Raw genomic sequence first — 25,600 nt, 5'->3', positions numbered from 1 at the left:
CCCCCCCCCCCACGCCCACCTGTTCAGCGGCGCCGGCCAGAGTTCACCGGCTCGGGGGTAGGTCAGCGACGCCCGTGGTGGTCGCGGTCGCCACGGTAGTCGCGGCCGCCGCGGCCGCGGCCCCAGGAGGCGTCGTCGACGAAGCGGCCGCGGTCGTTGCGCAGGGTCGCCGTGTCGGAGCGGTCCCAGACGGACCGGTTGCGGTCCTGGAACACGTCGGAGCGGCTGTCGCGGCCGTGACCGGTGTGGACGCGGACCGTGGCGCGGCCGGCCAGCCGGTAGTGGTGGAAGGTGTAGGTGTGGCCGTCCCGGTCGGCCAGGGTCCAGCCGCTGAGGTTGACCGCGCGCCGCGAGTTGTTGGTGACGTCCACCCACTCCCGGTTCAGGGCGCGGTTGGAGCGGTCGTTGCGGGCCGCGGTGGAGTACCGGACGCTGCTGATGTGGACGCTGCTGTTGTAGTGCTGCCGACCGTGGTGGTGGTCGGTGGCCGAGGCCGGCAGGGCCACGGCTCCCACAGCGGCGGCCGCCACGGCGGCGACAGCGGTCATGCGGCGCACGGATGCGGAAACGGTCACGAGGATCCCCCTACAGGAGTCCATGGCACCTCCCTCTCGGATCCGTGTGCGCGCCGGAACGCCACAGGCCGGTGGTGGTGCGTTGTACGAGTGGCGGCCGGTTGACCGCGCACTCACACTCTGCAAGCCGTGCGCCCGGTATGTGGTGGAGATGTGCGTGGCATTACGGCTTCAACATATTCCTGTGACTCTCTGATGCAACGTCCATATATGACTCCAACACACCTGACTGACCTTTCGTCAGCAAAAATGCCGCTTCAGTACTGGCTCGCCGGGCCCGCGGGACCGGCCCACCGCCCCGCCTCACCACGCCGATGTCACCCGAAAGTGAGTAACAGGAATCGCTCCTACCGATCGGACTAGTCCCTTCCGGCACGGGGTGCCCCGTTCCGCTCTCCCGTCCTCAGGAGCAGACCGTGCCGTCCTTCGGCACCGTTCCGTCGAGCAGGTAGGCGTTCACCGCCGAGTCGACGCAGTCGCTGCCGTTGCCGTACGCCCTGTGCCCCTCGCCCTTCCAGGTCAGCTCGACGCCGACGCCCCGGCCCAGCTCGTCCGCCATCCTGCGGGCGCCCTCATAGGGAGTCGCCGGGTCCCCGGTGTTGCCCACGAGCAGGATCGGCGCCGCACCCGGCGCGCTCACCCCCGGGGTGTCGAACTGCCCCGCCACCGGCCAGTCGTGACACCAGCCGGCCGTGTCCCAGCCGAGGTAGTCCCCGAAGACCGGTGATATCCGCTCGAACTCCGGCAGCAGCCTCTTCGTGCGGGCGGCTGTCGGCCGCTGCTTGTCGTCCAGGCACGAGATGGCCCGCTGGGCGTGGCCCCTGGTGCCGTAACGCCCGGAGGAGTCCCGCTCGTTGTACTGGTCGGCGAGGGCGAGGAGCTTGGCACCGTGGCCCTGCTCGGCCGACTTCAGCGCGCTGGTCAGCCTGGGCCACCTCGACTCGCTGTACAGCGGAAGGATGATGCCGGTGAGGGCGAGCGTCTGGGTCAGCTTCCGTCCGGACGCGGTCGGCAGGGGTCTGGAGTCGATGCGCTCCAGCAGCGCGGCGATCTTCCGCGTGCCCTGCTCCGGGTCCTGGCCGGTGGACCTCAGGTAGTCCTCCAGAGCCCGCTGGAAGCCCCGCGCCTGGTTCTTCGCGTGGCCCACCGTGTCCGCGGTCGGGTCCACCACCGCGTCGAGGATCATCCGGCCGACGCGCTCGGGGAACAGGTGGGCGTACACACCGCCGAGTTCGGTGCCGTAGGAGATGCCGAAGTAGTGCATCGTCCGGTCGCCCAGCACCTGCCGCAGCAGGTCCATGTCACGGGCGGTGTCGGTGGTCGAGACGTGCGCCAGCAGCCGGCCCGCGGCCCGCCGGCATCCCTCCGCGAAGTCGGCGGCGTCCCGGAAGTACGCCTTCTCCTCGGCCGGACCGTCCGGCGTGGCGTCCACGCCCTCGGCGGCCTCGATGTCCCGGTCGCCGCGGCAGCGCACGCCCTCGCTGGCGCCCACCCCGCGCGGATCGAAGCTCACCAGGTCGTAGCGCTCGCGGAGGGCGGGGACGATGGCGCCGTAGTACGGCATCGTCGACACGCCCGAGCCGCCGGGGCCGCCGAAGTTGAACAGCAGTGAACCGATCCGGTCGTCCCCGGTCGCCCGTGCCCGGATGAGCGCGACGCCGATCGTCGTGCCGCCGGGCTTCGACCAGTCCAGCGGCACCCTGAGCGTGGCGCACCGCCACGCGTCACCCGGCGCGGCGGAGTCCTCGGTGGCCCCGCACCGGCGCCAGTCGAGCCGTTGCGAGGTGAGTGAGGAGGGCAGGTCCGGCCGGGCCGGTGCCGCCGTCGCGGAGGCCGGGCCGTTCCGACCGGCCGGGTCCGTCCCCTTGCCCTCGTCGCTTCCGCCGGTCGGGCTCCCGCCGCCGCACCCGGCCACCAGCAGCGCCGCGGCCACTGTCGCCGTCCACCGCACCACCCGAAGCATGCGCACCCCCCTAGCAGGCCCCCGCGTCGTCCCGCAGCAGGCGTCCACGTCATGGTAGGCGGCGGCGCGCAAGCTCGTGACGGGCTGTGGATAACCTTCTGACCTGCATGTTTGCAAGTACTGGAGGTTCGCTGGGACTGACAGGTTCTTCAGGAGCAGACGGTGCCGGCCTTCGGCACCCTCCCGTCCAGCAGATAGCCGTTCACCGCGCTCTGCACGCACTTGTTCTTGCTGTCGTACGCCCCGTGCCCCTGGCCCTTGTACGTCAGCTCGACGCCTACGCCCCTGCCGAGAGCGTCGACCATCTTCTTCGCGCCCTCGAAGGGGGTGGCCGGGTCGCCGGTGTTGCCGACGACGAGGATCGGCGCCGACCCCGGTGCGCCGACGTCGGGATGGTCGGCGGCGCCGGGCACCGCCCAGTCGGTGCAGCTGAGCATGCCCCAGGCCAGGTAGTCCCCGAACAGCGGGGAGGCGGCGCGGAACCGCGGCAGCCACCGCCGGACGTCCGCCGGGGTGTAGCGCGGCTTCTCGTCGGCGCAGTTGATGGCGATGTTCGCCGCGGTGATGTTGCTGTACTCGCCGTTGTCGCTGCGCCCGTTCATCGAGTCGGACAGCATCATGAGGATCTTGCCGTCGCCCTCGTACGCCTGCTGCAGGCCCTCGGTGAGGTACTCCCAGAAGTCCTTCGAGTACAGGGCCTGCGCGATGCCGTTGGTGGCCGCGGTCTGGGTGAGCTGGCGCGGGAAGGCACCGGGGATCGGCTTCTTCTCCAGTTCCTTGAGCAGTGCGGCGATGCGGTCCTTGACATCCTGCGCGGTGTCGCCGATCGGGCAGTCCTCGGGCTTCGACGTACAGTCCTCGGCGAAGTTGTCGAGCGCGAGCTGGAACCCCTGGGCCTGACCGAGCGCGCTCTGCGCGGGGTCCTTGGTGGGGTCGACGACCGCGTCCAGGACGGCGCGGCCGACGCGCTCGGGGAACAGGTGGGCGTACACACCGCCGAGTTCGGTGCCGTAGGAGATGCCGAAGTAGTGGAGCTTGTCGTCGCCGAGCACCTGGCGCATCAGGTCCATGTCGCGGGCCGCGTCGGTGGTGCGCACATGCGGCAGGATCTTCCCGGAACGCTTCTCGCAGTTCGCGTTGAACTCCTTGGTGCGGTCGACGAGCTGGGTCTGCTCGGCGCTGTCGTCCGGCGTGGCGTCCTGCTGGAAGTACTGGTCGAGCTCGGCGTCGCTCTCGCACTCCACCGGCACGCTCCGGCCGACTCCGCGCGGGTCGAAGCTCACCAGGTCGTACCGGGTGTTGAGGGTGGCGTAGTCCTGGCCGAACGCGGGGAGCGTGGTGACGCCGCTGCCGCCGGGGCCGCCGAAGTTGAAGATCAGCGAGCCGATCCGCTTGCTCGCGTCGCCGCTCGCCCGGGCGCGGATCAGGGCGATGTCGAGGGTGTCGCCCCTGGGGCTGCTCCAGTCCACGGGCGCCTTCATGGTGGCGCACTGCCACTGGGTGCCGTCCGGCAGCGGTGACGGGGAGGATCCGCCGCCCTCCGCCGCGGACGGGGTCGGGCAGTCCTCCCAGTTCAGTTTCTGTGCCGCCGGATCCCCGTTCCCGGCACCGCCGTCGCCGCACCCGGCCAGCAGGGCGGCCAGCAGGACGGCGCTGGTGGTCAGGGCGGCGGCACGCCGCCTGGAGGGGTTCGCCATGCTTCCATCGTGCGCGCGTGCGGGCCGGCGCGCGCGGGGCACGGGCCGTACGAGCGACGACCGGCCCCGGTCCGTGGCGGAGCTCCTACAGGGCGCCCTTGCGGGTGAGCTGGTTGAAGGCCAGCCAGCCGGGCAGCACCGGCAGCCACAGCGTGAGCAGCCGGAACAGCAGGACGGCCGGTGCGGCGACCTCCTTGGGGAGGCCGACGGCGATCAGGCCGAGCGTCAGGCTCGCCTCGACCGCCCCGACGCCGCCTGGGGTGGGTGCCGCGGAACCGAGCGCGTTGCCGGCGAGGAAGACCACGGCCACGCTCGCGATGCTCAGCGAGGTCGATCCGTCGCCGAAGGCACGGATGGAGGCGTCCAGGCACATCACGAAGCAGGCGGTCAGCAGCAGCATGCCGCCGATGCCGGTGACGAGCTTCTGCGGCCGCTGGAGCACGTCCAGCATGCGCGGCACGACACCGGCGAACAGCGACCTCACGCGCGTGACGACGAACTTCCGCAGGAACGGCACCGACGTCACGACCAGCACCAGCACGGCCACCGTCAGCAGGCCGGCGATGACCGTCCGGGACGGCGACAGCGACGGCGTCTTCTCGGTGCCCGTCAGATAGCCGAAGGACAGCAGCATCAGGATGTGGCAGCCGAGCCCGAACAACTGCGAGGCACCGACGCTGGCGACCGCGAGTCCGGGGCGCACGCCGGCGCGCTGCAGGAAGCGCGTGTTGAGGGCCACTCCGCCGACCGCCGCCGGTGCCACGATCTTCACGAACGACCCCGCGACCTGGGCCCCCACGGTCCTGGGGAAGGGCACCCGCTCCGGCACGAACCCCAGCAGCGCCATCGCCGCCGCGACATAGCTGAGCGCGGAGAAGGCCACCGCCGCCAGCACCCAGCCCCACTGGGCGTTGGCGACCAGCGGACCGAACTCGATGTGGGTGAGCTGCGTCAGCAGGAAGTACGCGCCGATCGCGCCGGCGATGAAACTGATCAGCGTGCGCGGCCGCACCCGCTCCAGGCGGGCCGGCTCCACGGGGGCCTGGGGCCTGATCCGCAGCACCTCGTGCCGGATCTGGGTGAGCAGATCCTCCTCGCGTGCCTCGTCCAGGGCCTCGTCGATGGCCCGCTTCTCGGCCCGCTGCTCGGCCCGGACCGTCTTCTTGTCGGGCTTCGCCGGTGCCGGGCCGGCTGTCGCGGAGGCCTCCTCGGCCCGGGCCTGCTTGACCTGCCGGGAGGCTTCGAGCACGGCCTCGCGCTCGCGCTCCGCCCGCTCCCGGCCGAGGCGGCGCAGCGTCGCGCGCGTGGAGCGTGTCAGGGCGATGGGCTGCAGCATCGGCAGGCAGTCCGCGACCGCGTCCGGGCCGAGCACGCCGACGGCCGAGGCCACCGCCCGCTCGGCACCCGCCCGCAGGCCGAGCGTGGTGATGAGCTGGGCGACGTCCATGCGCAGCAGCAGCTCACCGGCCGCGATCTCGCCACCGCGCAGCTCGGTGAGAATCACCCTGCCGGAACGATCCACCAGAATCGCGTCCCCGGCCAGCCTGCGGTGTGCGATGCGGCGGGACTGCAGTGCCTGGGCCTGACGCCAGGTGTTGCGCAGCAGCTCGTCGGTGATCTCCTCGTCGGCCAGCGAGTCCAGCGTGCGTCCGCCGGTGTGCTCGTACACCAGCATGACCGCGTCCGGACCGAGCTCGGAGGTGGCGATCAGCTTGGGCGCGTTGGCGCCCGCCGCGATCGCCGCGTACGCCAGCAGCGCCTCCTGCTCCAGGGCCTGGCGCAGCGACTGCAGGCTGGAGCGGGTGGCGAAGCCGCGCAGGGTCAGGTTGCGCCAGGCGCGGTAGAAGAAGCCCTGGGCCTGCTGCTCCCGGTCGACGACCGTGACGTCCAGCGGTCTGCCGTCCTCCAGGGTGACGAAGTAGCGTCGGCCGCGGTCGCCGTTCTCCGACTCCGCGGCCTCCTCACGGGCCGCGGTCACCGGGTGGAACCCGACGTGCCTGAGGCCCGCCATGAGCGTCTGCCCGGTGGGGCGGATGTTCGGCGAGCCCACCGCGTACAGCGTGCCGTAGGCGACGGTCCAGCCGATCAGCACGGTCAGGATGATCGAGAAGGGCGTCGTGTACCCGGTGACGAGCATCGAGAACGCGTCGAGCAGCAGCACGATCCACAGCACCGAGCGCCATCGGGGCCTGCGGGACATCCCGACGGCCGTCATGTAGGCGATGACGGGCGCGAGATAGCCGTGCACCGGGTCGGTCAGGGCGTGGATGTCGCCCGGCGAGGGCTGGGTGAGCGCCTCCTGGATCGAGCCGGGCGCGGCCCTCGCCACCCACAGGTCGGTGGCGAGGGTCACTCCGTGCGCGAGGACGGCCGCGAGCACGCCGTCGGCGATCCGCAGCCCGTCCCGTTTGATCAGCCGCTCGATCGCGAAGGCGACCGGCACCAGCAGGATCGCGATGCTGGAGGCGAGCCCCGCGATCTTGATCAGCAGGTCGGGTGCCTGTCCGGTGCCCTTGTTGATGTCCTGTTCGAGGCCCGAGGTGGTGCCGTGCGCGAACGCGGCGATCGCGAGCAGTACGACGACGGCGAACACGCCCACGAGCAGCCGCATGAGGTCGGAGGGGCGGTGCACCCGCGCGGGAAGCAGTGGTTCGTCACCCTCCACCTCCTCCGGGTGAGCCTCGTCACCGTGGCCCTCGTCCGGCCGCGGCGGGCCGGGGGGCGTCCCCGCGGCGGTGTCCGTGCCGTTCCCACGTGCGCGCGTGGCGTCCTCGCGCGCGCCCTCGCCGGTCGCGTCACCGTCTTCCCGGCGTACCGCGCCGGTCCCCTCCTGGCCGGAGGCGGCGGCGTCGGGACGCGCGGGGACGTCAGGGGTGCCCGCCGCGCCTTCGGGGTGCACACCCTGCTGCTTCATCGTCTCTTCTTGGTCTCGTATCACCGGTCACCGCCCGCACGATGGTGGCATGCCCCACCGGCACTCGCGGGCATCAGGGTGCGGATGCGGGGGTCGGACAGGAGTCGGACAGTCTGCCTCAAGCGCCGCCCGAGGGCGAGGGGACCGCTCCCGCCCTTCCGCGCCGCCATGTCGGTGGGGTACGGCAGGATGGTGCGAATGAGCGAGCGGAGCCCTGCCGAGGACAACCGTGACGGATGCGAGGACGCGCTGCCGGATTACGCGGAGCGGGTCCTCGAGGTCGCCGAGCTGATCCCGCCCGGTCGGGTCATGACGTACGGCGATGTCGCCGAGTGGCTGGAGGAAGGGGGACCGCGCCAGGTGGGCCGGGTCATGTCCCTCTACGGCGGCACCGTCCCGTGGTGGCGCGTGGTCCGCTCCGACGGCGTGCTGCTGCCCGGCCACGAGCTGGGCGCGCTCGCCCACTACCGGGCGGAGGGCACCCCGCTCAGGGCGGCGGGCAGGAGCGCCGAGGGCCATGTGCCGCGGCTCGACATGAGACGGGCGCGATGGGACGGCGGCACGGGCACGGACGGTCACACCTGACAGCTTCCGCCATCGGATGCCCCCGAGGGGAATCGGTGGCCCGTACGAGGGACACGGGGGACGTCCGTCGCATGACGTACGTTCGTTGGTCGAGGGACGCGCGTGACACCCGGGCGCCGAGGGGCCCGGGGGCCGCGAGGGGAGAAGCGGAAGGCCACCTTCCGCCCGGTGTGGCGGCGTAGCGTCGGCTGCACGTGTCCCTCTCACCCCGCGGCCACCGCCTCGCACGCGTGACCGCCCGCCCACCAGCACAACCACCAGGACCGGCGAACCACGTGAGCTCCTCCTCCACCACCAGCCGCCTGCCGCACCCTCCGGTGCGGCAGGGGGACCGTGGCGCCTACCGGCTGGTCCGCACCCCGCATGCCGAGACCGGTCCCCCTCGACTGGACGCCGCCCAGCGTGCCGTGGTTGACCACGGCACCGGACCACTGCTCGTCCTCGCCGGTCCCGGCACCGGTAAGACCACCACCCTGGTCGAGTCCGTGGCCGCGCGCATCGCCCGCGGCGCCGACCCCGAACGCATCCTGGTGCTGACGTTCAGCCGCAGGGCCGCCGTCGACCTGCGCGACCGCATGGCCCTGCGCATCGGCGCGGCCCGCGCGCCCCGGGCCACCACCTTCCACTCGTACTGCTACGCCCTGCTCCGCGCCCACCAGGACAGCGGTCTGTTCGCGGAGCCGCTGCGCCTGCTGTCCGGCCCGGAGCAGGACGTCACCGTCCGCGGGCTGCTCGCCGGGCAGCCCGACCTGGAGCGGCTCGGCCTGAACCACGTGCGCTGGCCGGACGAGCTGCGGGCCTGCCTGACCACCCGCGGCTTCGCCGACGAGGTCCGCGCCGTCCTCGCCCGCAGCCGTGAGCTGGGCCTCGGCCCCGACGCCCTGGACGCCTTCGCCCGCCGCATCGGCCGGCCCGACTGGCGTGCCGCCGCCGCCTTCCTCGCCGAGTACCTCGACGTCCTCGACCTCCAGGGCGTCATCGACTACGCCGAACTCGTGCACCGCGCGGTCCTGCTCGCGCACCGCCCCGAGGCCGCGGCCCGGCTCGCCGCCCAGTACGACGCCGTGTACGTCGACGAGTACCAGGACACCGACCCGGCCCAGGTGCGGCTCCTGCACGCCCTGGCCGGCGGCGGCCGCACCCTGGTGGCCCTCGGCGACCCCGACCAGTCGATCTACACGTTCCGGGGCGCCGACGTGAACGGCATCCTCGACTTCCCGGCGGCCTTCCCGCGCGCGGACGGCAGGCCCGCACCCGTCGAGGTGCTGCGCACCGCCCGCCGCTCCGGCGCCGCCCTGCTGGCCGCCACCCGCCTGATCACCCGGCGCATGCCGCTGACCCGGCTGCCCGCCGGGAAGGTGCGCGCCCACCGGGAGCCCGAGGCCGTACGCGACGGCGGCCGGGTCGAGGTGCACACCTACCCGACACCGGGCACCGAGACGGACAACATCGCCGACATCCTGCGCCGCGCGCACCTGGAGGACGGTGTCCCCTGGCGCGACATGGCCGTCCTCGTGCGCGCGGGTGCCCGGAGCATCCCGACGCTCCGCCGGGCCCTCACCGCGGCGGGCGTCCCCCTGGACATCGACGGCGACGACCTGCCCCTGCGCCACGAGCCCGCGGTGGCGCCCCTGCTCACCGCCCTCCGGGCGGTGGCCACGGCCGAGTCGAGGCAGGCGCCCGCGGGGGAGGAGCCCGGAGGCGGGCGGGTGCCCGGAGGGCAGGAGTCCGGGGACGGGCAGGTGTCCGGAGAGGAGGAGAGGGCCGGCGAGGCGCGTGACGTGTCCTGGCTCGACGCCGAGACCGCGCTCACCCTGCTCGCCTCCCCGCTCGCCGGCATGGACACCGCGGACCTGCGCCGCCTCGGGCGCGCCCTGCGCGAGGAGGAGCGGGCCGCCGGGAACCCGCTGCCGGCACCCTCCGACGAACTCCTCGCGCGGGCGCTCGCCGAACCCGAGCGCCTCGTCGCCCACGACCCGGCCTACGCGCGCGGTGCCCAGCGTCTGGGCGCGCTGCTCCGCACGGCCCGCGAACGTCTGGCCAGCGGCGGCACCGCCGAGGAGGCGTTGTGGGACCTGTGGCAGGGCACGCCCTGGCCGGGCCGGCTGGAACGCGCCGCCCGGCGCGGCGGCGCGGCCGGCCGCAACGCCGACCGTGACCTGGACGCGATGTGCGCGCTGTTCGCCACCGCCGCGCGCGCGGAGGAGCGGATCGGCGGCCGCGGCGCCCTGAACTTCCTGGAGGAGGTCGAGGCCCAGGACATCGCCGCCGACACCCTCACCCGCCGGGCCGTGCGCCCCGACGCCGTCCGCCTGATGACCGCGCACCGCGCCAAGGGCCTGGAGTGGCGGCTCGTCGTCGTGGCAGGTGTCCAGGAGGGACTCTGGCCCGACCTGCGCCGCCGGGGATCCCTGCTGGAGGCCGACCGCATCGGCCGCGACGGGCTCGCCGAACCGCTCACCCCGGGCGCGCTCCTCGCCGAGGAGCGCCGGCTGTTCTACGTGGCCGCCACACGCGCGCGTGAACGTCTCGTCGTCACCGCCGTGAAGGCGCCCGCCGACGACGGCGACCAGCCCTCCCGCTTCCTGACCGAACTGGGCGTCGAGCCCCGGGACGTCACCGGCCGCCCCCGTCGGCCGCTGTCCGTCGCCGCGCTGGTCGCCGAGCTGCGTGCCACCACCGTCGATCCGGACGCGTCCGCCGCGCTGCGTGAGGCGGCCGCACGCCGCCTGGCCAGGCTGGCCGCCCTCGCCGACGAGGACGGCCGGCCCCTGGTGCCGTCCGCCCACCCCGACCGCTGGTGGGGCATGTTCGAGCCGACCGAGAGCAAGGTGCCGCTGCGCGATCGCGGCCAGCCCGTCGTGCTCTCCGGCAGCGCACTCGACCAGCTCGCCAACACCTGCGCCCTGCAGTGGTTCCTGGGCCGCGAGGTGAAGGCCGACGCGCCCGCCACCGCCGCCCAGGGCTTCGGCAACGTCGTCCACGTCCTCGCCGACGAGGTCGCCTCCGGCCGCAGCCCCGCCGACCTCGACGTCCTGATGGAACGCCTGGACTCGGTGTGGAACGCGCTCGCCTTCGACGCGCCCTGGAAGTCGGCCCAGGAGAAGGCCAACGCGCGCGCGGCCCTCGAACGCTTCCTGAACTGGCACGTCCTGGACCGTGCCGGCCGTACCCCGGTGGCCAGCGAGCAGGACTTCGACGTCACCCTCGCGGCCGGCGACTACCGGGTCCGCATCCGCGGCCAGATGGACCGGGTCGAGGCGGACGGCGAGGGCCGCGCCTACGTCGTGGACTTCAAGACGGGCAAGCAGGCACCCAGCGCCGCCGAGGTGGCCCGCCACCCGCAGCTCGCGGTCTACCAGCTCGCCGTCCGCGAGGGCGCCGCCGACGCCGCCTTCGACGGCGCACGCCCCGAGACCGGCGGCGCCGAGCTGGTGCACCTGCGCCAGGGCGCGGCCGGACGCGACGGAGGGGAGACCCTGCCCAAGGTGCAGGGCCAGGAGCCGCCCGCGCAGGAGTGGGTCGGGGAGCTGCTGGCCACCGCGGCCGGGAAGGTCCTCGACGAACGCTTCACGCCCACCACCGGCCAGCACTGCACGCACTGCGCGTTCCGCGCCTCGTGCAGCGCCCGGCCGGAGGGGCGGCAGGTGGTCGAGTGACCCCCACACCAGGCAGCGTGACGCACGGCACCACATGCGCTGACCTGCGGTTGCGTCGGCCGGGACGGCCGGCGCGGCCACGGTTGTCGGTGCCCGCCGCTAGCCTCTGACGACATGCCCGCCCGTATCACCGACCCCGAACAGCTCAAAGAGCTCCTCGGCATCCCGTTCACCCCGGAGCAGACGGCCTGCATCACCGCGCCGCCCGCCCCGCAGGTGATCGTGGCCGGAGCCGGCTCGGGCAAGACCACGGTGATGGCGGCCCGCGTGGTCTGGCTGGTCGGCACCGGCCAGGTCGCCCCCGAACAGGTGCTCGGCCTGACCTTCACCAACAAGGCGGCGGGCGAACTCGCCGAGCGCGTCCGCGCGGCGCTGGTCAAGGCCGGCGTCACCGACCCCGGTGCCCTCCCCGCGCCCGGCCGGATCCCGGCGCCGACGGGACCGCCCGCCGAACCCGCGCGGCCGGACCCGGACAACCCGCCGGGCGAGCCGGTCATCTCGACCTACCACGCCTTCGCCGGCCGGCTGCTGACCGACCACGGCCTGCGGATCGGGCTCGAACCCACCTCCCGGCTGCTCGCCGACGCCACCCGGTACCAGCTCGCCGCGCGCGTACTGCGCGAGGCCCCCGGCCCCTACCCCGCGCTCACCCGTTCCTTCGCCGACCTCGTCACCGACCTGCTCACCCTCGACTCCGAACTCGCCGAGCACCTCGTCGACCCCGAGGAACTGCGCGCCTGGGACACCGGCCTGCTGCGCACCCTTGCCGACGCCAGGCTCACCAACGCCGATCTGCGCAAGGTCCCCGAGACCGCGGCCGCCCGCCGCGAACTGGCCGGCCTCGTCCTGCGCTACCGGGCCGCCAAACGCGAACGCGACCTGCTCGACTTCGGCGACCAGATCGCGCTGTCCGCCCGCCTCGCGGGCCTGCCCGAGGTGGGCCGCCTGCTGCGCGAGGAGTTCCGCGTCGTGCTCCTGGACGAGTACCAGGACACCTCGGTCGCCCAGCGCGTGCTGCTGTCGGGCCTGTTCGGCGGCGGCACCGGCCACCCCGTGACCGCCGTCGGCGACCCCTGCCAGGCCATCTACGGCTGGCGCGGCGCCTCCGTCGCCAACCTCGACGACTTCCCCGAGCACTTCGCCCGCCGCGACGGCCACCCCGCCACCCGCCAGGCGCTCAGCGAGAACCGCCGCAGCGGCGGCCGCCTCCTCGACCTCGCCAACGGCCTCGCGGAGCCGCTGCGCGCCATGCACGCGGGCGTGGAGGCGCTGCGCCCCGCTCCCGGCGCCGAGCACGACGGCACGGTCCGCTGCGCCCTGCTGCGCACCCACGCCGAGGAGACCGCGTGGATCGCCGACTCCGTCGCCCACCTCGTCCGCACCGGCAGGGCGCCCGGCGAGATCGCCGTGCTGTGCCGCACGGCCACCGACTTCGCCGCGATCCAGGGCGCGCTCGTCGCCCGTGACATCCCCGTCGAGGTGGTCGGCCTCTCCGGGCTGCTGCACCTGCCCGAGATCGCCGACCTCGTCGCCGTCTGCGAAGTCCTGCAGGACCCCGGAGCCAACGCCTCCCTCGTCCGCCTGCTCACCGGCCCGCGCTGGCGCATCGGCCCCCGCGACCTCGCCCTCCTCGGCCGCCGCGCCCGCCTGCTCGTCGCCCACGCGCGCGCGGACGGCACCGACGACCCCGACCGCAGGCTCGCCGAGGCCGTCGAGGGCACGGACCCCTCCGAGGTGATATCGCTCGCGGACGCCCTGGACACGTTCCTGGAGTCACCCCTGCGCGGGGACGGGCGCGACGACGACGCGCTGCCGTTCTCGCCGGACGCGCGCGTGCGCTTCGCCCGCCTCGCCGCGGAACTGCGTGACCTGCGCCGCTCCCTGGCCGACCCGCTCATGGACGTGCTGCACCGCGTCCTCGCCGTCACCGGCCTGGAGGTGGAGCTGTCCGCGTCCCCGCAGGCGCTCGCCGCGCGCCGCCGCGAGACCCTGTCCAACTTCCTCGACATCGCGGCCGGCTTCGCGGCCGGCGACGGTGAGGCCACCCTGCTGGCCTTCCTCGGCTACCTGCGCACCGCGGCCCAGTACGAGAAGGGGCTCGACAACGCCCTGCCCGGCGGCGAGAACACCGTCAAGGTGCTCACCGCGCACAAGTCCAAGGGCCTGGAGTGGGACGTCGTGGTGGTCCCCGGACTGGTCCAGGGCACCTTCCCGAGCGCCCAGGGACGCGAGAAGTGGACCGCGCAGGCCAAGGTGCTGCCGCACGTCCTGCGCGGCGACACCGACACCCTGCCCGACATCGCCTCCTGGGACTCCCGGGGCATGAAGGCCTTCCACGAGGCCATGAAGGAACACCAGCACACCGAGGAACTCCGCCTCGGCTACGTCACCTTCACCCGCCCCCGCTCCCTGCTCCTCGGCTCCGGCCACTGGTGGGGGCCCAGCCAGAAGAAGCCGCGCGGGCCCTCGGACTTCCTCCGGGCCCTGCACGACCACTGCGCGGCCGGCCACGGCGAGATCGAGGCCTGGGCGGACGAGCCGGCCGAGGACGAGGAGAACCCCGCGCTGCGGGCAGACGACGCGGAACAGGCGTGGCCGCTGCCGCTGGACGACACCGCACTGGCCCGGCGCCGCGCGGCAGCCGGGACCGTCCTCGCCCACCTGGACGCCCTGGCCGCCCGGCAGCACCCCCGACCGCCCGCCCCCCAGGACCCCCGCACCCACGACGACCCCGACTGGCCGACGCCACCGGACGACGAGGACCAGCCGTACGGGGAGGAGGACCCGTTCGACGAGAGCCCTGACGGCGGCCATCCGTACGACGAGATCCCGTACGACGACGATCTGGATGATCGGTACGACGGTGATCGGTACGACGGCGATCAGTACGGGCTCCCGTACGACGAGATCCCATACGACGAGGACCCCTACGCCGACGCGATGCCCCGCGAGGCGCAGTCCTCGTCCGGCGACGAGCACGCTCCTCTTCCGGAGGTTCCCGACGGCCGCGACTCCCGGCCCGCCGGGCGGCCCGCAGTCCCCCACCAGGCGTCCGCCCCCGACGAGCGGACCCACCGCCGGGAACACGGCCACCCAGCCGTACCGGCACACCCCTCTGCCCCCGCCCCGGACGAGACCCGCGTCACAGCCGAGGAGGCCCGCGCCATCGCCTCCTGGGACCGCGACCTCGACGCGCTCACCGGCGAGCTGCTGCGGGCCCGCCGCGGCATCACCGACGTTCCGCTGCCCGCCACCCTCACCGCGTCCCAGCTGATGCGCCTCGCCCAGGACCCCGACGGGCTCGCACAGGAACTCGCGCGCCCCCTGCCGCACCCCCCGCGCCCCGCCGCCCGCCGAGGCACCCGCTTCCACGCCTGGGTCGAGGCCCGCTTCGAGGAACTCACCCTGCCCATGCTCGAACCGGACGAGCTGCCCGGCAACGAGGCCGAGATCACCGACGAACGCGACCTGGAAGCCCTCAAGGAGGCCTTCGAACGCACCGAGTACGCCCACCGCACCCCCTGCCGGATCGAGGCCCCCTTCCAGCTCGCCCTCGCCGGCCGGGTCGTACGCGGCCGCATCGACGCCGTCTACCGCAACGGCGACGGCGACCGGGCGACCTACGAGATCGTCGACTGGAAGACCAACCGCGCCCACACCGCCGACCCCCTGCAGCTCGCCGTGTACCGGCTCGCCTGGGCCGAGCAGCAGGGCGTACCGCCGGAATCGGTCACGGCCGCCTTCCTGTACGTGCGCACCGGCGAGGTGGTGCGCCCCGAGCCCCTGCCGGACCGCGCCGCCCTGGAACGGTTGCTCACCGGCGATCCCCCCGACCCCCCGCGGGAGGAGACCGAGGGCACCGGAGTGTGACGAACCGCCCGCCGAGGATGCCTCCGTGGGCCGATAGGCTCGTGAGCATGAGCCAGACCCCGGACAGCGCCGTCCGCACGTACATCGAGGAGCACCGCGCCGCCTTCCTCGACGACCTCACCGCATGGCTGCGCATACCGTCCGTCTCGGCCCAGCCCGAGCACGCCCCCGATGTACGGCGCAGTGCCGACTGGCTCGCCGCCAAGCTCAAGGAGACCGGCTTCCCGACCGCCGAGGTCTGGCCGACCCCGGGCGCCCCGGCCGTCTTCGCCGAATGGCCCTCCGGCGACCCCCAGGCGCCCACCGTCCTCGTCTACGGCCACCACGACGTGCAGCCCGCCGCCCTGGAGGACGGCTGGGACACCGAGCCCTTCGAGCCCGTGGTCCGCGGAAACCGTCTCCACGCGCGCGGGGCCGCCGACGACAAGGGCCAGGTGTTCTTCCACACACTCGGCGTCCGCGCCCACCTCGCCGCCACCGGCCGCACCGCCCCCGCGGTCAACCTCAAGCTTCTGATCGAGGGGGAGGAGGAGTCCGGCTCCCCGCACTTCCGCGACCTCGTGGAGGAGCGCGCCGTACGGCTCGCCGCCGACGCGGTCATCGTCTCCGACACTGGCATGTGGTCCGAGGACACCCCGACCGTCTGCACCGGGATGCGCGGCCTCGCCGAGTGCGAGATCCGCCTGTACGGTCCCGACCAGGACATCCACTCCGGCTCCTTCGGCGGTGCCGTACCCAACCCCGCCACCGCCGCGGCCCGTCTCGTCGCCGCCCTGCACGACGAGCACGCGCGCGTGGCCGTCCCCGGCTTCTACGACGGCATCGTCGAGCTGACCGACCACGAGCGCGAGCTGCTCGCCCAGCTTCCCTTCGACGAGGCGACATGGCTGCGCACGGCGAAGTCGCGCGCCGCGCACGGCGAGGCCGGACACACCACCCTGGAACGCGTCTGGGCCCGCCCCACCGCCGAGGTCAACGGCATCGGCGGCGGCTACCAGGGCCCCGGCAGCAAGACGATCATCCCGTCCTCCGCCATGGTGAAGCTCTCCTTCCGCCTGGTCGCGGGCCAGGACCCCGACCACGTCGAGAAGGCCGTCCGCGCCTGGGCCGCCGAGCGACTGCCCGCGGGGATCCGGCACGAGATCGACTTCGGCTCCGCCACCCGCCCGTGTCTGACCCCGCTCGACCACCCCGCGCTGCAGTCCGTGGTCCGCGCCATGAGCCGCGCCTTCCAGGGGCCGGTCCGCTACACCCGCGAGGGAGGCTCCGGCCCCGCCGCCGATCTCCAGGAGGTCCTCGGCGCCCCCGTCCTCTTCCTCGGCATCTCCGTCCCCTCCGACGGCTGGCACGCCCCCAACGAGAAGGTCGAGCTCGACCTCCTCCTCAAGGGCGTCGAGACCAGCGCCTACCTGTGGGGCGACCTCGCCGGGAACTGGCGGCACGCCCCCTGACCGGCAAGCACCGTACGGGACGGCACCGCGCGCGGGGCACACTGGAGGAACGGCCCGCACGCCCCGCCCGCGCCCGGCCCGGTGCCCTCACACTCCACGCCCGCCGAACCACCCGCCGAAACGAACCGTTGCACCTTGCACTGGGGGAGTTGGAAGCACCCGTGACCACCTGGACCGACCAGACCGCCGACCGCCCCATCTCGCTGACCGCGCCGAGCGGCATCGACCGCGCCGCCCACCACCGACTCGACGAAGCCTGGCTCGCGGCGGCCTGGAGCCATCCCACGACCCGCTGCTTCGTGGTCTCCGGCGGCCAGGTGCTCATCGACGAGACGCCCGACGGCCGCACCGAACTCGTCATGACCCCTTCCTTCGAGGCGCCGCTCACCGAGGCCCACCGCTACTTCCTCGGCAACGACGAGGAAGGCGTCAGCTACTTCGCGCTCCAGAAGGACGCCCTGCCCGGCCGTATCGACCAGTCCGCCCGCCCGGCGGGCCTGCGCGAGGCGGGCCTGCTCCTGTCGCCGCGGGACGCCGGCCTCATGGTGCACGCCGTCGGCCTGGAGAACTGGCAGCGCACCCACCGCTTCTGCTCCCGCTGCGGCGAGCGCACGGTCATCGCCGCCGCCGGTCACATCCGCCGCTGCCCCGCCTGCGGCGCCGAGCACTACCCGCGCACCGACCCGGCGGTGATCATGGCCGTCACCGACGAGGACGACCGGATCCTGCTGGGCCGGCAGGTCCACTGGCCGGAGGGCCGCTTCTCCACGCTCGCCGGTTTCGTCGAGCCCGGCGAGTCCATCGAGCAGTCCGTGCGCCGCGAGGTCTTCGAGGAGGCCGGTGTCCACGTCGGCCCGGTCGAGTACGTGGCCAGCCAGCCCTGGCCGTTCCCGTCCAGCCTCATGCTCGGCTTCATGGCCCGCGCGACGTCCACCGACATCGACGTCGACGGCGACGAGATCCACGAGGCCCGCTGGTTCTCCCGCGCGGACCTGTGCACGGCCTTCGAGACCGGCGAGGTGCTGCCGCCCTACGGCATCTCCATCGCGGCCCGTCTGATCGAGATGTGGTACGGCAAGCCGCTGCCGACGCGGAGCGTCATCTGACACGGCGGAGCGTCCGGCACATACGGCAGGGCGGCCCCCCGAACACTCGGGAGGGCCGCCCTGCCGCATGTGTCACCGCGGAAACCCGCGGAGCGTCACGCCGCCAGCTTCTGCTTCACCTGGGCCAGCGACGGGTTCGTCAGCGTGGAGCCGTCGGCGAAGAGCACGGTCGGGACCGTCTGGTTTCCGCCGTTCGCCTTCTCCACGAAGGCGGCGGAATCCGGGTCCTGCTCGATGTTGATCTCGGTGTACGCGATGCCCTCGCGTTCCATCTGGCTCTTCAGCCGACGGCAGTAGCCACACCAAGTCGTGCTGTACATCGTCACAGTGCCCTGCATGTCTCTCGCGCTCCTCAGGCAGCTCGGGGAAGGTCGTCCAGGGAGAGAACGTAAGGGATGGTGCGGTCATTCCCCGCCCGGGGCCCGGGTCGCGGTGCGCCGGTCCGGTGCTTCCCGCCCCGGGCCGAGACGCCCGGCGCGCCGGTACGACCGCGGGCTCCCGCCTGTGGACAACCGGCACAGCGGTCCCGGGTTACCTGGCAGCATGGCCATGTGACACCAGCAACGCACTCCCCTCTCTTCCCGCAGGTACCGGGCACGGCCGACGCGGTGCTCGACGGGCTCGACCCCGAGCAGCGCGAGGTGGCCACCGCCCTGCACGGCCCGGTGTGCGTGCTGGCCGGAGCGGGCACCGGCAAGACCCGGGCGATCACCCACCGCATCGCCTACGGGGTCAGGGCGGGCATCCTCCAGCCGTCCAGTGTGCTCGCCGTCACCTTCACCAACCGCGCCGCCGGGGAGATGCGCGGGCGCCTGCGCCAGCTCGGCGCCCAGGGGGTCCAGGCCCGCACCTTCCACTCCGCGGCGCTGCGGCAGCTCCAGTACTTCTGGCCGAAAGCCGTCGGTGGCTCCATGCCCCGGCTGGTCGACCGCAAGATCCAGCTCGTCGCCGACGCGGCCGCAGCCTGCAAGCTCCGCCTCGACCGGGGCGAGCTGCGGGACGTCACCGCCGAGATCGAATGGTCGAAGGTCACCCAGACCGTCCCCGCCGACTACGCGTACGCGGCTGCGAAGGCCGGCCGGGAGGCCCCGCGCGACCGGGCGGAGATCGCCCACGTCTACGCGGCCTACGAGGACCTCAAGCGCAACCGCGCGGTCATCGACTTCGAGGACGTCCTGCTGCTGACCGTCGCCGTCCTCCAGGACCGGCACGACATCGCCGAGCAGGTGCGTGCCCAGTACCAGCACTTCGTCGTCGACGAGTACCAGGACGTCAGCCCGCTCCAGCAGCGGCTCCTGGAACTCTGGCTGGGCGAGCGCGACAGCCTCTGCGTCGTCGGAGACGCCAGCCAGACGATCTACTCGTTCACCGGAGCAACGCCCGACCACCTCCTCGACTTCCGTGCCCGCCACCCGCGGGCCACCGTCGTCAAGCTGATCCGCGACTACCGCTCCACCCCCCAGGTCGTGCACCTCGCCAACGGCCTGCTCACCCAGGCCCGCGGCCGCGCCGCCGACCACCGGCTGGAACTGGTCTCCCAGCGCGCGCCGGGACCCGAGCCCGTCTACAGCGAGTACACCGACGAGCCGACCGAGGCCGAGGGCGCCGCCCGGCGTATCCGGGAGCTCATCGACGCCGGTGTCGCGGCCTCCGAGATCGCCGTCCTGTTCCGTACGAACTCCCAGTCCGAGACCTACGAGCAGGCCCTCGCCGACGCCGGAGTCCCCTACCAGCTACGGGGTGCCGAGCGCTTCTTCGACCGGCCCGAGGTCCGCAAGGCGGGCGTGGCGCTGCGCGGCGCGGCCCGCTTCGGCGGCAACGACGCCCTGCTGGACGACGTCGTCGACCTGCCCTCGCAGGTGCGTGCCGTGCTGTCGGGAGAGGGCTGGACCAGCACACCTCCGGCCGGCTCCGGCGCGGTCCGGGAGCGCTGGGAGTCCCTGGCCGCCCTGGTCAACCTCGCCCAGGACTTCTCCGCCGCCCGCCCCGGCGCCACCCTCGGGGACCTCGTCGCCGAACTCGACGAGCGGGCGGGCGCCCAGCACGCCCCGACCGTCCAGGGCGTCACCCTGGCGTCCCTGCACGCGGCCAAGGGACTGGAGTGGGACGTGGTCTTCCTCGTCGGCATCGCCGAGGGCATGGTGCCGATCACCTACGCCAGGACGGACGAGCAGATCGAGGAGGAGCGCCGCCTCCTCTACGTCGGTGTGACCCGCGCCAGAGAGCGGCTCCACCTCTCCTGGGCCCTGTCCCGCGCACCGGGCGGACGGCACACCCGCCGGCCCAGCCGCTTCCTCGACGGCCTGCGCCCGGGAACCGCAGCCACCGCCGGCCGCACCGGCACCGGCGCCGCCGGAGGCGTCGAGCGCGGCGCGGCGGCGCGCACCTCCGCCGTGCCCCGGCGCACCCGGCGCACCGTGGCCCGGTGCCGGGTCTGCGGCCGCACGCTCGGCGACGCCGGCGAGATGAAGCTGATGCGCTGCGAGGACTGTCCCTCCGACATGGACGAGGGACTCTACGAGCGGCTGCGTGAATGGCGTGCGGTGCAGGCGGAGCGCAGCGGGCAGCCGGACTTCTGCGTCTTCACCGACCGCACCCTGATGGCCATTGCCGAGGCGCGGCCCGACGACTCCGCCGGGCTCTCCCGCATCCCTGGTGTCCGTGCCCGCAAGCTGCAGCGTTATGGCGCCGATGTTCTGGCCATCTGCGCAGGTCAAGAGATCGGGGCGGGCGGCGGGCGCGATTGATGCGAACTCGTCGAAAAAATAGTTTGCACATGCCCCGGCAGGCCCCATAGGTTCTAGGCACGGAAGCGGCGGCCTTCTCCAAGGTCCTGAATCCGTGTTGTACTTGCATATCCGATGGATCGGTTCGCCCCGGTCCCCAAGACGCCGAGAGGAGGCGAGTCCAGTGATCAGCATCGAAACCAACATCAGCGCGGCCAAAATGACCGATCGCTCGGCCGTCTCCACGTGCATTCTCGGCGCCTCGAACCAGGGCACCGGTCTGTCCGGCATTCGTGCCGCCCGTCCGGCGTCCTCCCCTGCTCTCGCGGTCCTTCCCGTCCGTGAGCGCAATGAGCGACCGACGAAGGCACTGGAAGCGGTAGTGGCACAGGCGCATGCCTATGTCTTTGCGGCGGCCGGTGCCGGATTCCGCAAGCAGACGACGCAGCACCACCTGATGTGGGCCTTCCGTGGGCCAGAACCCTGGAGTGATCCAGCCTGATCGCCGATCAGGCCGGCGCCTTCAGGGCCGCGGAACCCCACCCGGGATCCGCGGCCCTTCTGTTTTCCCCGAACGGGGACGACGGAGCGAAGGGGCCTCGGGACAGGAAAAGAACCCGGTACCAAGCCGACGCCCGGTCAACAGGCCGGAACGACCAGACGAGGAAGACCGAACCGTGCAACTCGAAGCGCACGCCCCGTCCGTACCGCCTTCACGCACCATCCCCCCGCCCGGCCTCACGGAGGACTCCACCTTGATCCCGCTCACCGCGCTCACCGCGCTCGACGACGCCATCGAGAACCTCGGCGTACCCGTCCCCTGCCGTTCCTACGACCCCGAGGTCTTCTTCGCCGAGTCGCCGGCCGATGTCGAGTACGCCAAGTCCCTCTGCCGCACCTGCCCGCTGATGGAGGCCTGCCTCGCCGGTGCGAAGGAGCGGCGTGAGCCCTGGGGCGTCTGGGGTGGCGAACTGTTCGTCCAGGGTGTCGTCGTCGCCCGGAAGCGGCCGCGTGGCCGCCCGCGCAAGAACCCGGTCACAGCATGAACGCCGCAGGAACCATCGACCGTCCCCTCACGCACGACCCCAAGAAGCAGGCCCCGATGAAGCCGTCCACCAGCGAGCCCGCAGGCTCCGCGACCACAGACTTCACCACCACCGGCGCGAACGACTCGCGTCAGAACAGGACCCGAGAGATGCAACTCATCCCAGAAGCCCTGGCTCGTGCGCATATGCACGACATGCTGCGCGGCGCCGAGCAGGAGCGCCGGGCCGCACGCGTGGCGACCGCCCGCCGGATGCAGCGCCGGGCGGAGCGCGCCTCGATGCGCGCTCGCCGCGCGCTGGCCATGGCCGTCATGCAGTGATCCAGCACGTCTGAAGCGGTGGCCTCCCGGCCGAGGGAGGCGAAGCCTTCAGCGCGGGGGCCGGTCCGTCCGAACGGGCCGGCCCCCGCCGTGCGTCGGGGCCGTCACGCCTCCGCCGCCGGCTCCTCCTCGTCCGGCTCGGCCTCGGCGACGAAGCCGGGCAGCCACGCCTCCAGTTCCTCCCGCAGCCGCACCGTGGCGCCGAGCTGGCACAGCACCCCGATGGTGCTGAGCGTCACCCGGTGGATCAGCAGATAGGCCGGTGGCAGGTTGAGCTGCTTGCCGAGCTGGTAGGCGGGAGACCGGACGTCGGCGATGCGGGCGGCCTGGCTGCGCATCCACGAGCGGGTGAAGGTGAACGCCTCGACCCGGGCCGGTTCGATGATCGGCAGCAGGTATTCGAGGACCGCGTCGGGGTCCAGCTCTATGGACTCCTTGACGAACCCTTCCGTGCACAGCAGTTCGTAGACCGGGTCCGCCTCGCCGTCCAGGGTCATTCGCAGCGAGACGCCTATCGGCTCCGGCAGGCCGCCCGGCAGCCGGTCCACGGTGCCGAAGTCCAGCACGCCCAGGCGCCACTCGCCGTCACCGTCCGGGTCGCCGGGCAGCAGACGGAAGTTGCCCGGATGCGGATCGGCGTGCAGCAGACCCGTGCGGGCGGGGCCGGAGAAGAGGAAGCGGGCCAGGAGCTGGCCGACCCGGTCGCGCTGCTCCTCGGTGCCGTCATTGATGATCTCCGACAGCGGGATCCCGTCGATCCACTCCGTGACCAGGACCTGGTCGCACTGGTGCACCACAGCCGGGACCACCACGTCCGGGTCGTCGGCGAACTCCTCCGCGTGTGCCTGCTGGGCCTGCGCCTCCAGTGCGTAGTCCAGCTCCTCCGAGACCCGGTCCCGCATCTCCGCGATCAGCGGCTTGATGTCCATACCGGGGATCAGCGGCCCCAGCAGCCGGGCGAAGCGGCTGAGTTGGTTCAGATCGGACAGCAGCGCCTCGCCCGCGCCCGGATACTGCACCTTGACCGCCACCTCACGGCCGTCGTGCCACACCGCGCGATGCACCTGCCCGATGGAGGCCGCGGCCGCCGGCTTGTCCTCGAACTCCACGAACAGCTCGCGCCACTGCGCGCCCAGCCGCTCCTCCAGCACCGCGTGGACCGTGCGGGTCGGCATCGGCGGCGCCGCGTCCTGCAGCTTGGTGAGCGCCGCGCGGTAGGGGCCGGCGATCTCCTCGGGCAGGGCGGACTCGAAGACGGACATCGCCTGCCCGAACTTCATGGCCCCGCCCTTGAGCTCGCCGAGGACCTTGAAGAGCTGTTCCGCCGTGCGCTGTTGCAGCTCCCGGCCGACGATCTCCGCGGACTCGCCCACGATCCTCTTGCCCAGCCCCCAGGTCGCCCGGCCGGCGAAGCCGAGCGGGAGCGCGGCGAGCTTGGCGGTACGGGTGACCGCCTTCCGGGGAAGATCAGACATGCGCCCTCCAAGTCCCAGTCGGCCGCGACACGCCTGCCTCGCGTCGTCGCGCCGGCGACGGCCGTCGCACCGCCATTGTCTCGCGCGGCTCCCCGTCCGTGGAGGAGTGCTCCCCCTTACCTCTCTCCGCTGCCCCGCATCCGCATGCCGGGTGCGGCCAGATCGGCCGGGAATGCCAGGTCAGGCCGGGGAGGGAGACCTCCCAGCGGGTGCCCGCGCTGGACGGAGACGCTCCGTCGAGGAAGGCGAGGGCGTGGGCCGCGGCGACGCCGGCGACGGCTGTGGCGAGAGCCAGGTCACAGGCGCCCACCCGGCGGGCGCTGCCGGATCGCCACTGGGCGACCAGCCGGGGCCACGCCGGATCGCGGTCCGCGCGGTCCTGGTGCAGACAGCCCGCGCAGCTCGTCCCGCCCGGCAGGACGAGGGGCCCGACGACGCCCGTGCCCTCCACGACTCCCGTGTACAGATGGGGTGTGCCGGAGGCCAGGAGCGGTTCGGCGGCGAACGGGTCGGGCGCGTGCACGGCGACGTCGTCGCGCGGGGCGATGATCACGAGGGAGAGGCCGGGATCGTCGGTGCCGGCGCTCGCGGCGGCCGCGGCGCGCGTGGAGCGGGCGCGGCGGGCGGGCCGGCCAGGGGCCGCGCGGCGCACCGCCGCCCGCGCCGCGTCCTGCCGGCGTTCGCGCAGCGAGTCGGCGGGGAGCCCGCCCGGTGCCACGTCCCACGGCTCGACGCGTCCCACGTCGCGTACGTCGACCTCTCCGACCCCGGCCCCCGACAGCACCGACGCCAGCAGCGCTCCGACCCGCCCCGCCCCGCGCACCTGCACGCGCTGCGCGCCGCGGGCGGCGAGCCGGCCGAGCGCGCCGCCCGGCTCCGGAGTGGTCAGGGTCAGCGAGGCGAGGTCGGGGCGCAGCCGCTCCAGGGCGTCCGTGCGCTCCCGCAGGGCGTCGGCGGCCGGACCGCCGCCGCGTGTGTCGTCGAGCAGGCCCGCGCGGGCCAGCCGCTCGAGCAGCGCGTCGACCTGGCCGTCGGGCAGGTCCATGCGCCGGCCCTCGTCCCGCAGCAGAGGCAGGCCGCGGGTGCCGTTGAGCAGGTCCAGGAAGCTGCCGGTCGCCGTGTCCATCGGTCCCAGTGTCATCGCGTGCGCCGGGGTCATCCCGAACTGCACGGTGTTGAGGTCGCGCCAGCCGCGCCGCAGCGCGGGTTTCACCATCGGATGCATGACACCCCCGTGTCCGTCGCATTCTCCTGAATTGTCCCCTGGGTATGCAAACGCCCCGCGACCGGGTCGCCGGTGCCCGTGGGCCGGTGGAGCCGGTCACGCTCCGCCGACCTCCGCCAGCATGCCGGTCCGTGCCGCGGGGGTGCCCGAAGTTGTCCACAGGCTGGGGGTGTTCGTCATACCAATCGGCGGCACCACTTCGGGCATATCGGTCGTACAAATCAAACACATGGTGGGGCGCCGCTACACGGGCGCCCCGGAGCCGGGACTTCGGCCCGCCCCAGCGGGTAACGTCGGGGCGTGCCCGCCGACCCCCTGTACCGCGCCGGAAAACCACAGCGCAGCACGACGACGAGCCAGCCGCCGAGCGGCTCGGGGGCGAGCGCGATCGAGGTCCGCAGGAGTACCCGGCGCCGCCGGACGGTCTCCGCGTACCGCGAGGGCGATCGCACCGTCGTGCTGATCCCCGCCCGGATGTCCGAGGCGGAGGAGCAGCGCTGGGTGAACCTCATGCTCGACAAGCTCGCCGCCCAGGAGAGCAGACGGGTGCTGGGCGACGCCGAGCTGACCGAGCGCGCCGAGCGGCTGTCGGCCCAGTACTTCGAGGGCCGGGCCCGTCCCGCGTCCGTGCGCTGGGTCACCAACCAGAACACCCGATGGGGCTCTTGCACCCCGGCCGAGGGCAGCATCCGCCTCTCGCACCGGCTGCAGGGGATGCCGGAGTACGTCATCGACTACGTCCTGTGCCATGAGCTGGCGCACCTGCTGGTGCCCGGTCACGGCGCCGGCTTCTGGCGGCTGCTGGAGTCCTACCCGCGCACCGAGCGGGCCCGCGGCTACCTCGAAGGGGTGGTGGCGGCCGAGCGGCTGCCGCACGTGCCCGGCGCCCGCGACGAGTGACCGGACCGGCGGGCGGGGCGCGCGGCCGGTTCTGTACCGGGTGTGTACCGACTCGCACCCGCCGCACCCTTTGCCGAAATTTGCGGTT

Annotated in this window: 17 protein-coding genes; 10 read left to right on the top strand and 7 right to left on the bottom strand. The window is 73.3% G+C overall.

The genetic code is table 11. The annotated features are described in order from the left end of the window. Nucleotides 1–62: 62 nt before the first annotated feature. From MXD57_RS21810 to MXD57_RS21795, 4 genes are all read right to left on the bottom strand, one after another. Complete coding sequence (locus MXD57_RS21810; protein ID WP_250403433.1) at nt 63–548, bottom strand: lamin tail domain-containing protein; 486 nt, start codon at nt 546–548, stop codon at nt 63–65. A 430-nt stretch (nt 549–978) separates the two neighbouring features. Then, nucleotides 979–2,538: an alpha/beta hydrolase gene (locus tag MXD57_RS21805; protein WP_250403432.1), complete on the bottom strand. Its 1,560-nt coding sequence runs from the start codon at nt 2,536–2,538 to the stop codon at nt 979–981. Between the two features lie 149 nt (nt 2,539–2,687). Further along, a complete protein-coding gene (locus tag MXD57_RS21800) occupies nt 2,688–4,235 on the bottom strand; it encodes an alpha/beta hydrolase (RefSeq protein WP_250403431.1) in 1,548 nt (515 codons plus the stop codon). A gap of 85 nt (nt 4,236–4,320) precedes the next feature. Beyond that, the gene (locus MXD57_RS21795) at nt 4,321–7,149 is read right to left on the bottom strand and encodes a lysylphosphatidylglycerol synthase domain-containing protein (protein WP_250403430.1); all 2,829 of its coding nucleotides are present in this window, start codon (nt 7,147–7,149) and stop codon (nt 4,321–4,323) included. A 198-nt stretch (nt 7,150–7,347) separates the two neighbouring features. Here MXD57_RS21795 and MXD57_RS21790 point away from each other — a divergent pair, with 198 nt between their 5' ends. The 5 genes from MXD57_RS21790 (at nt 7,348) to nudC (ending at nt 17,820) form a co-directional block, all read left to right on the top strand. After that, nucleotides 7,348–7,734, top strand: coding sequence for an MGMT family protein (locus MXD57_RS21790; RefSeq protein WP_250403429.1), 387 nt, complete (start codon nt 7,348–7,350; stop codon nt 7,732–7,734). A gap of 275 nt (nt 7,735–8,009) precedes the next feature. Further along, complete coding sequence (locus MXD57_RS21785; RefSeq protein ID WP_250403428.1) at nt 8,010–11,393, top strand: ATP-dependent helicase; 3,384 nt, start codon at nt 8,010–8,012, stop codon at nt 11,391–11,393. A 114-nt stretch (nt 11,394–11,507) separates the two neighbouring features. After that, nucleotides 11,508–15,263: an ATP-dependent DNA helicase gene (locus tag MXD57_RS21780; RefSeq protein ID WP_250403427.1), complete on the top strand. Its 3,756-nt coding sequence runs from the start codon at nt 11,508–11,510 to the stop codon at nt 15,261–15,263. A gap of 47 nt (nt 15,264–15,310) precedes the next feature. After that, nucleotides 15,311–16,714 (top strand): dipeptidase, encoded by a 1,404-nt coding sequence (locus MXD57_RS21775; protein ID WP_250403426.1) that lies wholly within the window; start codon nt 15,311–15,313, stop codon nt 16,712–16,714. A 161-nt stretch (nt 16,715–16,875) separates the two neighbouring features. Beyond that, nucleotides 16,876–17,820: an NAD(+) diphosphatase gene (gene nudC / locus MXD57_RS21770; protein ID WP_250403425.1), complete on the top strand. Its 945-nt coding sequence runs from the start codon at nt 16,876–16,878 to the stop codon at nt 17,818–17,820. Between the two features lie 95 nt (nt 17,821–17,915). Here the strand turns inward: nudC and MXD57_RS21765 are convergent, their stop codons facing one another. Beyond that, the gene (locus tag MXD57_RS21765) at nt 17,916–18,158 is read right to left on the bottom strand and encodes a mycoredoxin (protein WP_250403424.1); all 243 of its coding nucleotides are present in this window, start codon (nt 18,156–18,158) and stop codon (nt 17,916–17,918) included. 213 nt (nt 18,159–18,371) lie between these two features. On the opposite strand from MXD57_RS21765, the gene MXD57_RS21760 reads away from it, so the two are divergent. The 4 genes from MXD57_RS21760 (at nt 18,372) to MXD57_RS21745 (ending at nt 21,912) form a co-directional block, all read left to right on the top strand. Beyond that, complete coding sequence (locus MXD57_RS21760) at nt 18,372–20,567, top strand: ATP-dependent DNA helicase UvrD2 (protein ID WP_250403423.1); 2,196 nt, start codon at nt 18,372–18,374, stop codon at nt 20,565–20,567. A gap of 199 nt (nt 20,568–20,766) precedes the next feature. Further along, the gene (locus MXD57_RS21755; protein ID WP_284505912.1) at nt 20,767–21,048 is read left to right on the top strand and encodes a hypothetical protein; all 282 of its coding nucleotides are present in this window, start codon (nt 20,767–20,769) and stop codon (nt 21,046–21,048) included. A gap of 175 nt (nt 21,049–21,223) precedes the next feature. Beyond that, nucleotides 21,224–21,592 carry a WhiB family transcriptional regulator gene (locus tag MXD57_RS21750; protein WP_250403421.1) on the top strand — a complete coding sequence of 123 codons (369 nt, stop codon included), beginning with the start codon at nt 21,224–21,226 and terminating at the stop codon, nt 21,590–21,592. Beyond that, nucleotides 21,589–21,912 carry a hypothetical protein gene (locus MXD57_RS21745; protein WP_250403420.1) on the top strand — a complete coding sequence of 108 codons (324 nt, stop codon included), beginning with the start codon at nt 21,589–21,591 and terminating at the stop codon, nt 21,910–21,912. The genes MXD57_RS21750 and MXD57_RS21745 overlap by 4 nt, the downstream gene beginning before the upstream one ends. A 104-nt stretch (nt 21,913–22,016) precedes the next feature. Here MXD57_RS21745 and MXD57_RS21740 read toward each other — a convergent pair whose 3' ends face one another. Continuing rightward, nucleotides 22,017–23,387 carry an ABC1 kinase family protein gene (locus MXD57_RS21740; protein WP_250403419.1) on the bottom strand — a complete coding sequence of 457 codons (1,371 nt, stop codon included), beginning with the start codon at nt 23,385–23,387 and terminating at the stop codon, nt 22,017–22,019. Continuing rightward, entirely contained in the window at nt 23,380–24,612 is a 1,233-nt protein-coding gene (locus MXD57_RS21735) for a TOMM precursor leader peptide-binding protein (protein ID WP_250403418.1), read from the bottom strand. The genes MXD57_RS21740 and MXD57_RS21735 overlap by 8 nt, the downstream gene beginning before the upstream one ends. 300 nt (nt 24,613–24,912) lie before the next feature. On the opposite strand from MXD57_RS21735, the gene MXD57_RS21730 reads away from it, so the two are divergent. After that, nucleotides 24,913–25,512 carry a M48 metallopeptidase family protein gene (locus tag MXD57_RS21730; protein ID WP_250403417.1) on the top strand — a complete coding sequence of 200 codons (600 nt, stop codon included), beginning with the start codon at nt 24,913–24,915 and terminating at the stop codon, nt 25,510–25,512. Nucleotides 25,513–25,600: the final 88 nt, after the last annotated feature.

This window comes from Streptomyces cellostaticus (assembly GCF_023630175.1).
In the GTDB taxonomy this organism is placed as follows: Bacteria; Actinomycetota; Actinomycetes; order Streptomycetales; family Streptomycetaceae; genus Streptomyces; species Streptomyces cellostaticus_A.
The sequence above is the reverse complement of the archived record's forward strand: the minus strand, read 5'-3'. Positions and strand labels throughout refer to the sequence as shown.

Bases quoted from the DNA above. Each gene is read 5' to 3' on its own strand.
- MXD57_RS21810 (WP_250403433.1), bottom strand. From the start codon at position 548: ATGACCGCTGTCGCCGCCGTGGCGGCCGCCGCTGTGGGAGCCGTGGCC.
- MXD57_RS21805 (WP_250403432.1), bottom strand. From the start codon at position 2,538: ATGCTTCGGGTGGTGCGGTGGACGGCGACAGTGGCCGCGGCGCTGCTG.
- MXD57_RS21800 (WP_250403431.1), bottom strand. From the start codon at position 4,235: ATGGCGAACCCCTCCAGGCGGCGTGCCGCCGCCCTGACCACCAGCGCC.
- MXD57_RS21795 (WP_250403430.1), bottom strand. From the start codon at position 7,149: ATGAAGCAGCAGGGTGTGCACCCCGAAGGCGCGGCGGGCACCCCTGAC.
- MXD57_RS21790 (WP_250403429.1), top strand. From the start codon at position 7,348: ATGAGCGAGCGGAGCCCTGCCGAGGACAACCGTGACGGATGCGAGGAC.
- MXD57_RS21780 (WP_250403427.1), top strand. From the start codon at position 11,508: ATGCCCGCCCGTATCACCGACCCCGAACAGCTCAAAGAGCTCCTCGGC.
- MXD57_RS21775 (WP_250403426.1), top strand. From the start codon at position 15,311: ATGAGCCAGACCCCGGACAGCGCCGTCCGCACGTACATCGAGGAGCAC.
- MXD57_RS21765 (WP_250403424.1), bottom strand. From the start codon at position 18,158: ATGCAGGGCACTGTGACGATGTACAGCACGACTTGGTGTGGCTACTGC.
- MXD57_RS21755 (WP_284505912.1), top strand. From the start codon at position 20,767: ATGACCGATCGCTCGGCCGTCTCCACGTGCATTCTCGGCGCCTCGAAC.
- MXD57_RS21745 (WP_250403420.1), top strand. From the start codon at position 21,589: ATGAACGCCGCAGGAACCATCGACCGTCCCCTCACGCACGACCCCAAG.
- MXD57_RS21740 (WP_250403419.1), bottom strand. From the start codon at position 23,387: ATGTCTGATCTTCCCCGGAAGGCGGTCACCCGTACCGCCAAGCTCGCC.
- MXD57_RS21735 (WP_250403418.1), bottom strand. From the start codon at position 24,612: ATGCATCCGATGGTGAAACCCGCGCTGCGGCGCGGCTGGCGCGACCTC.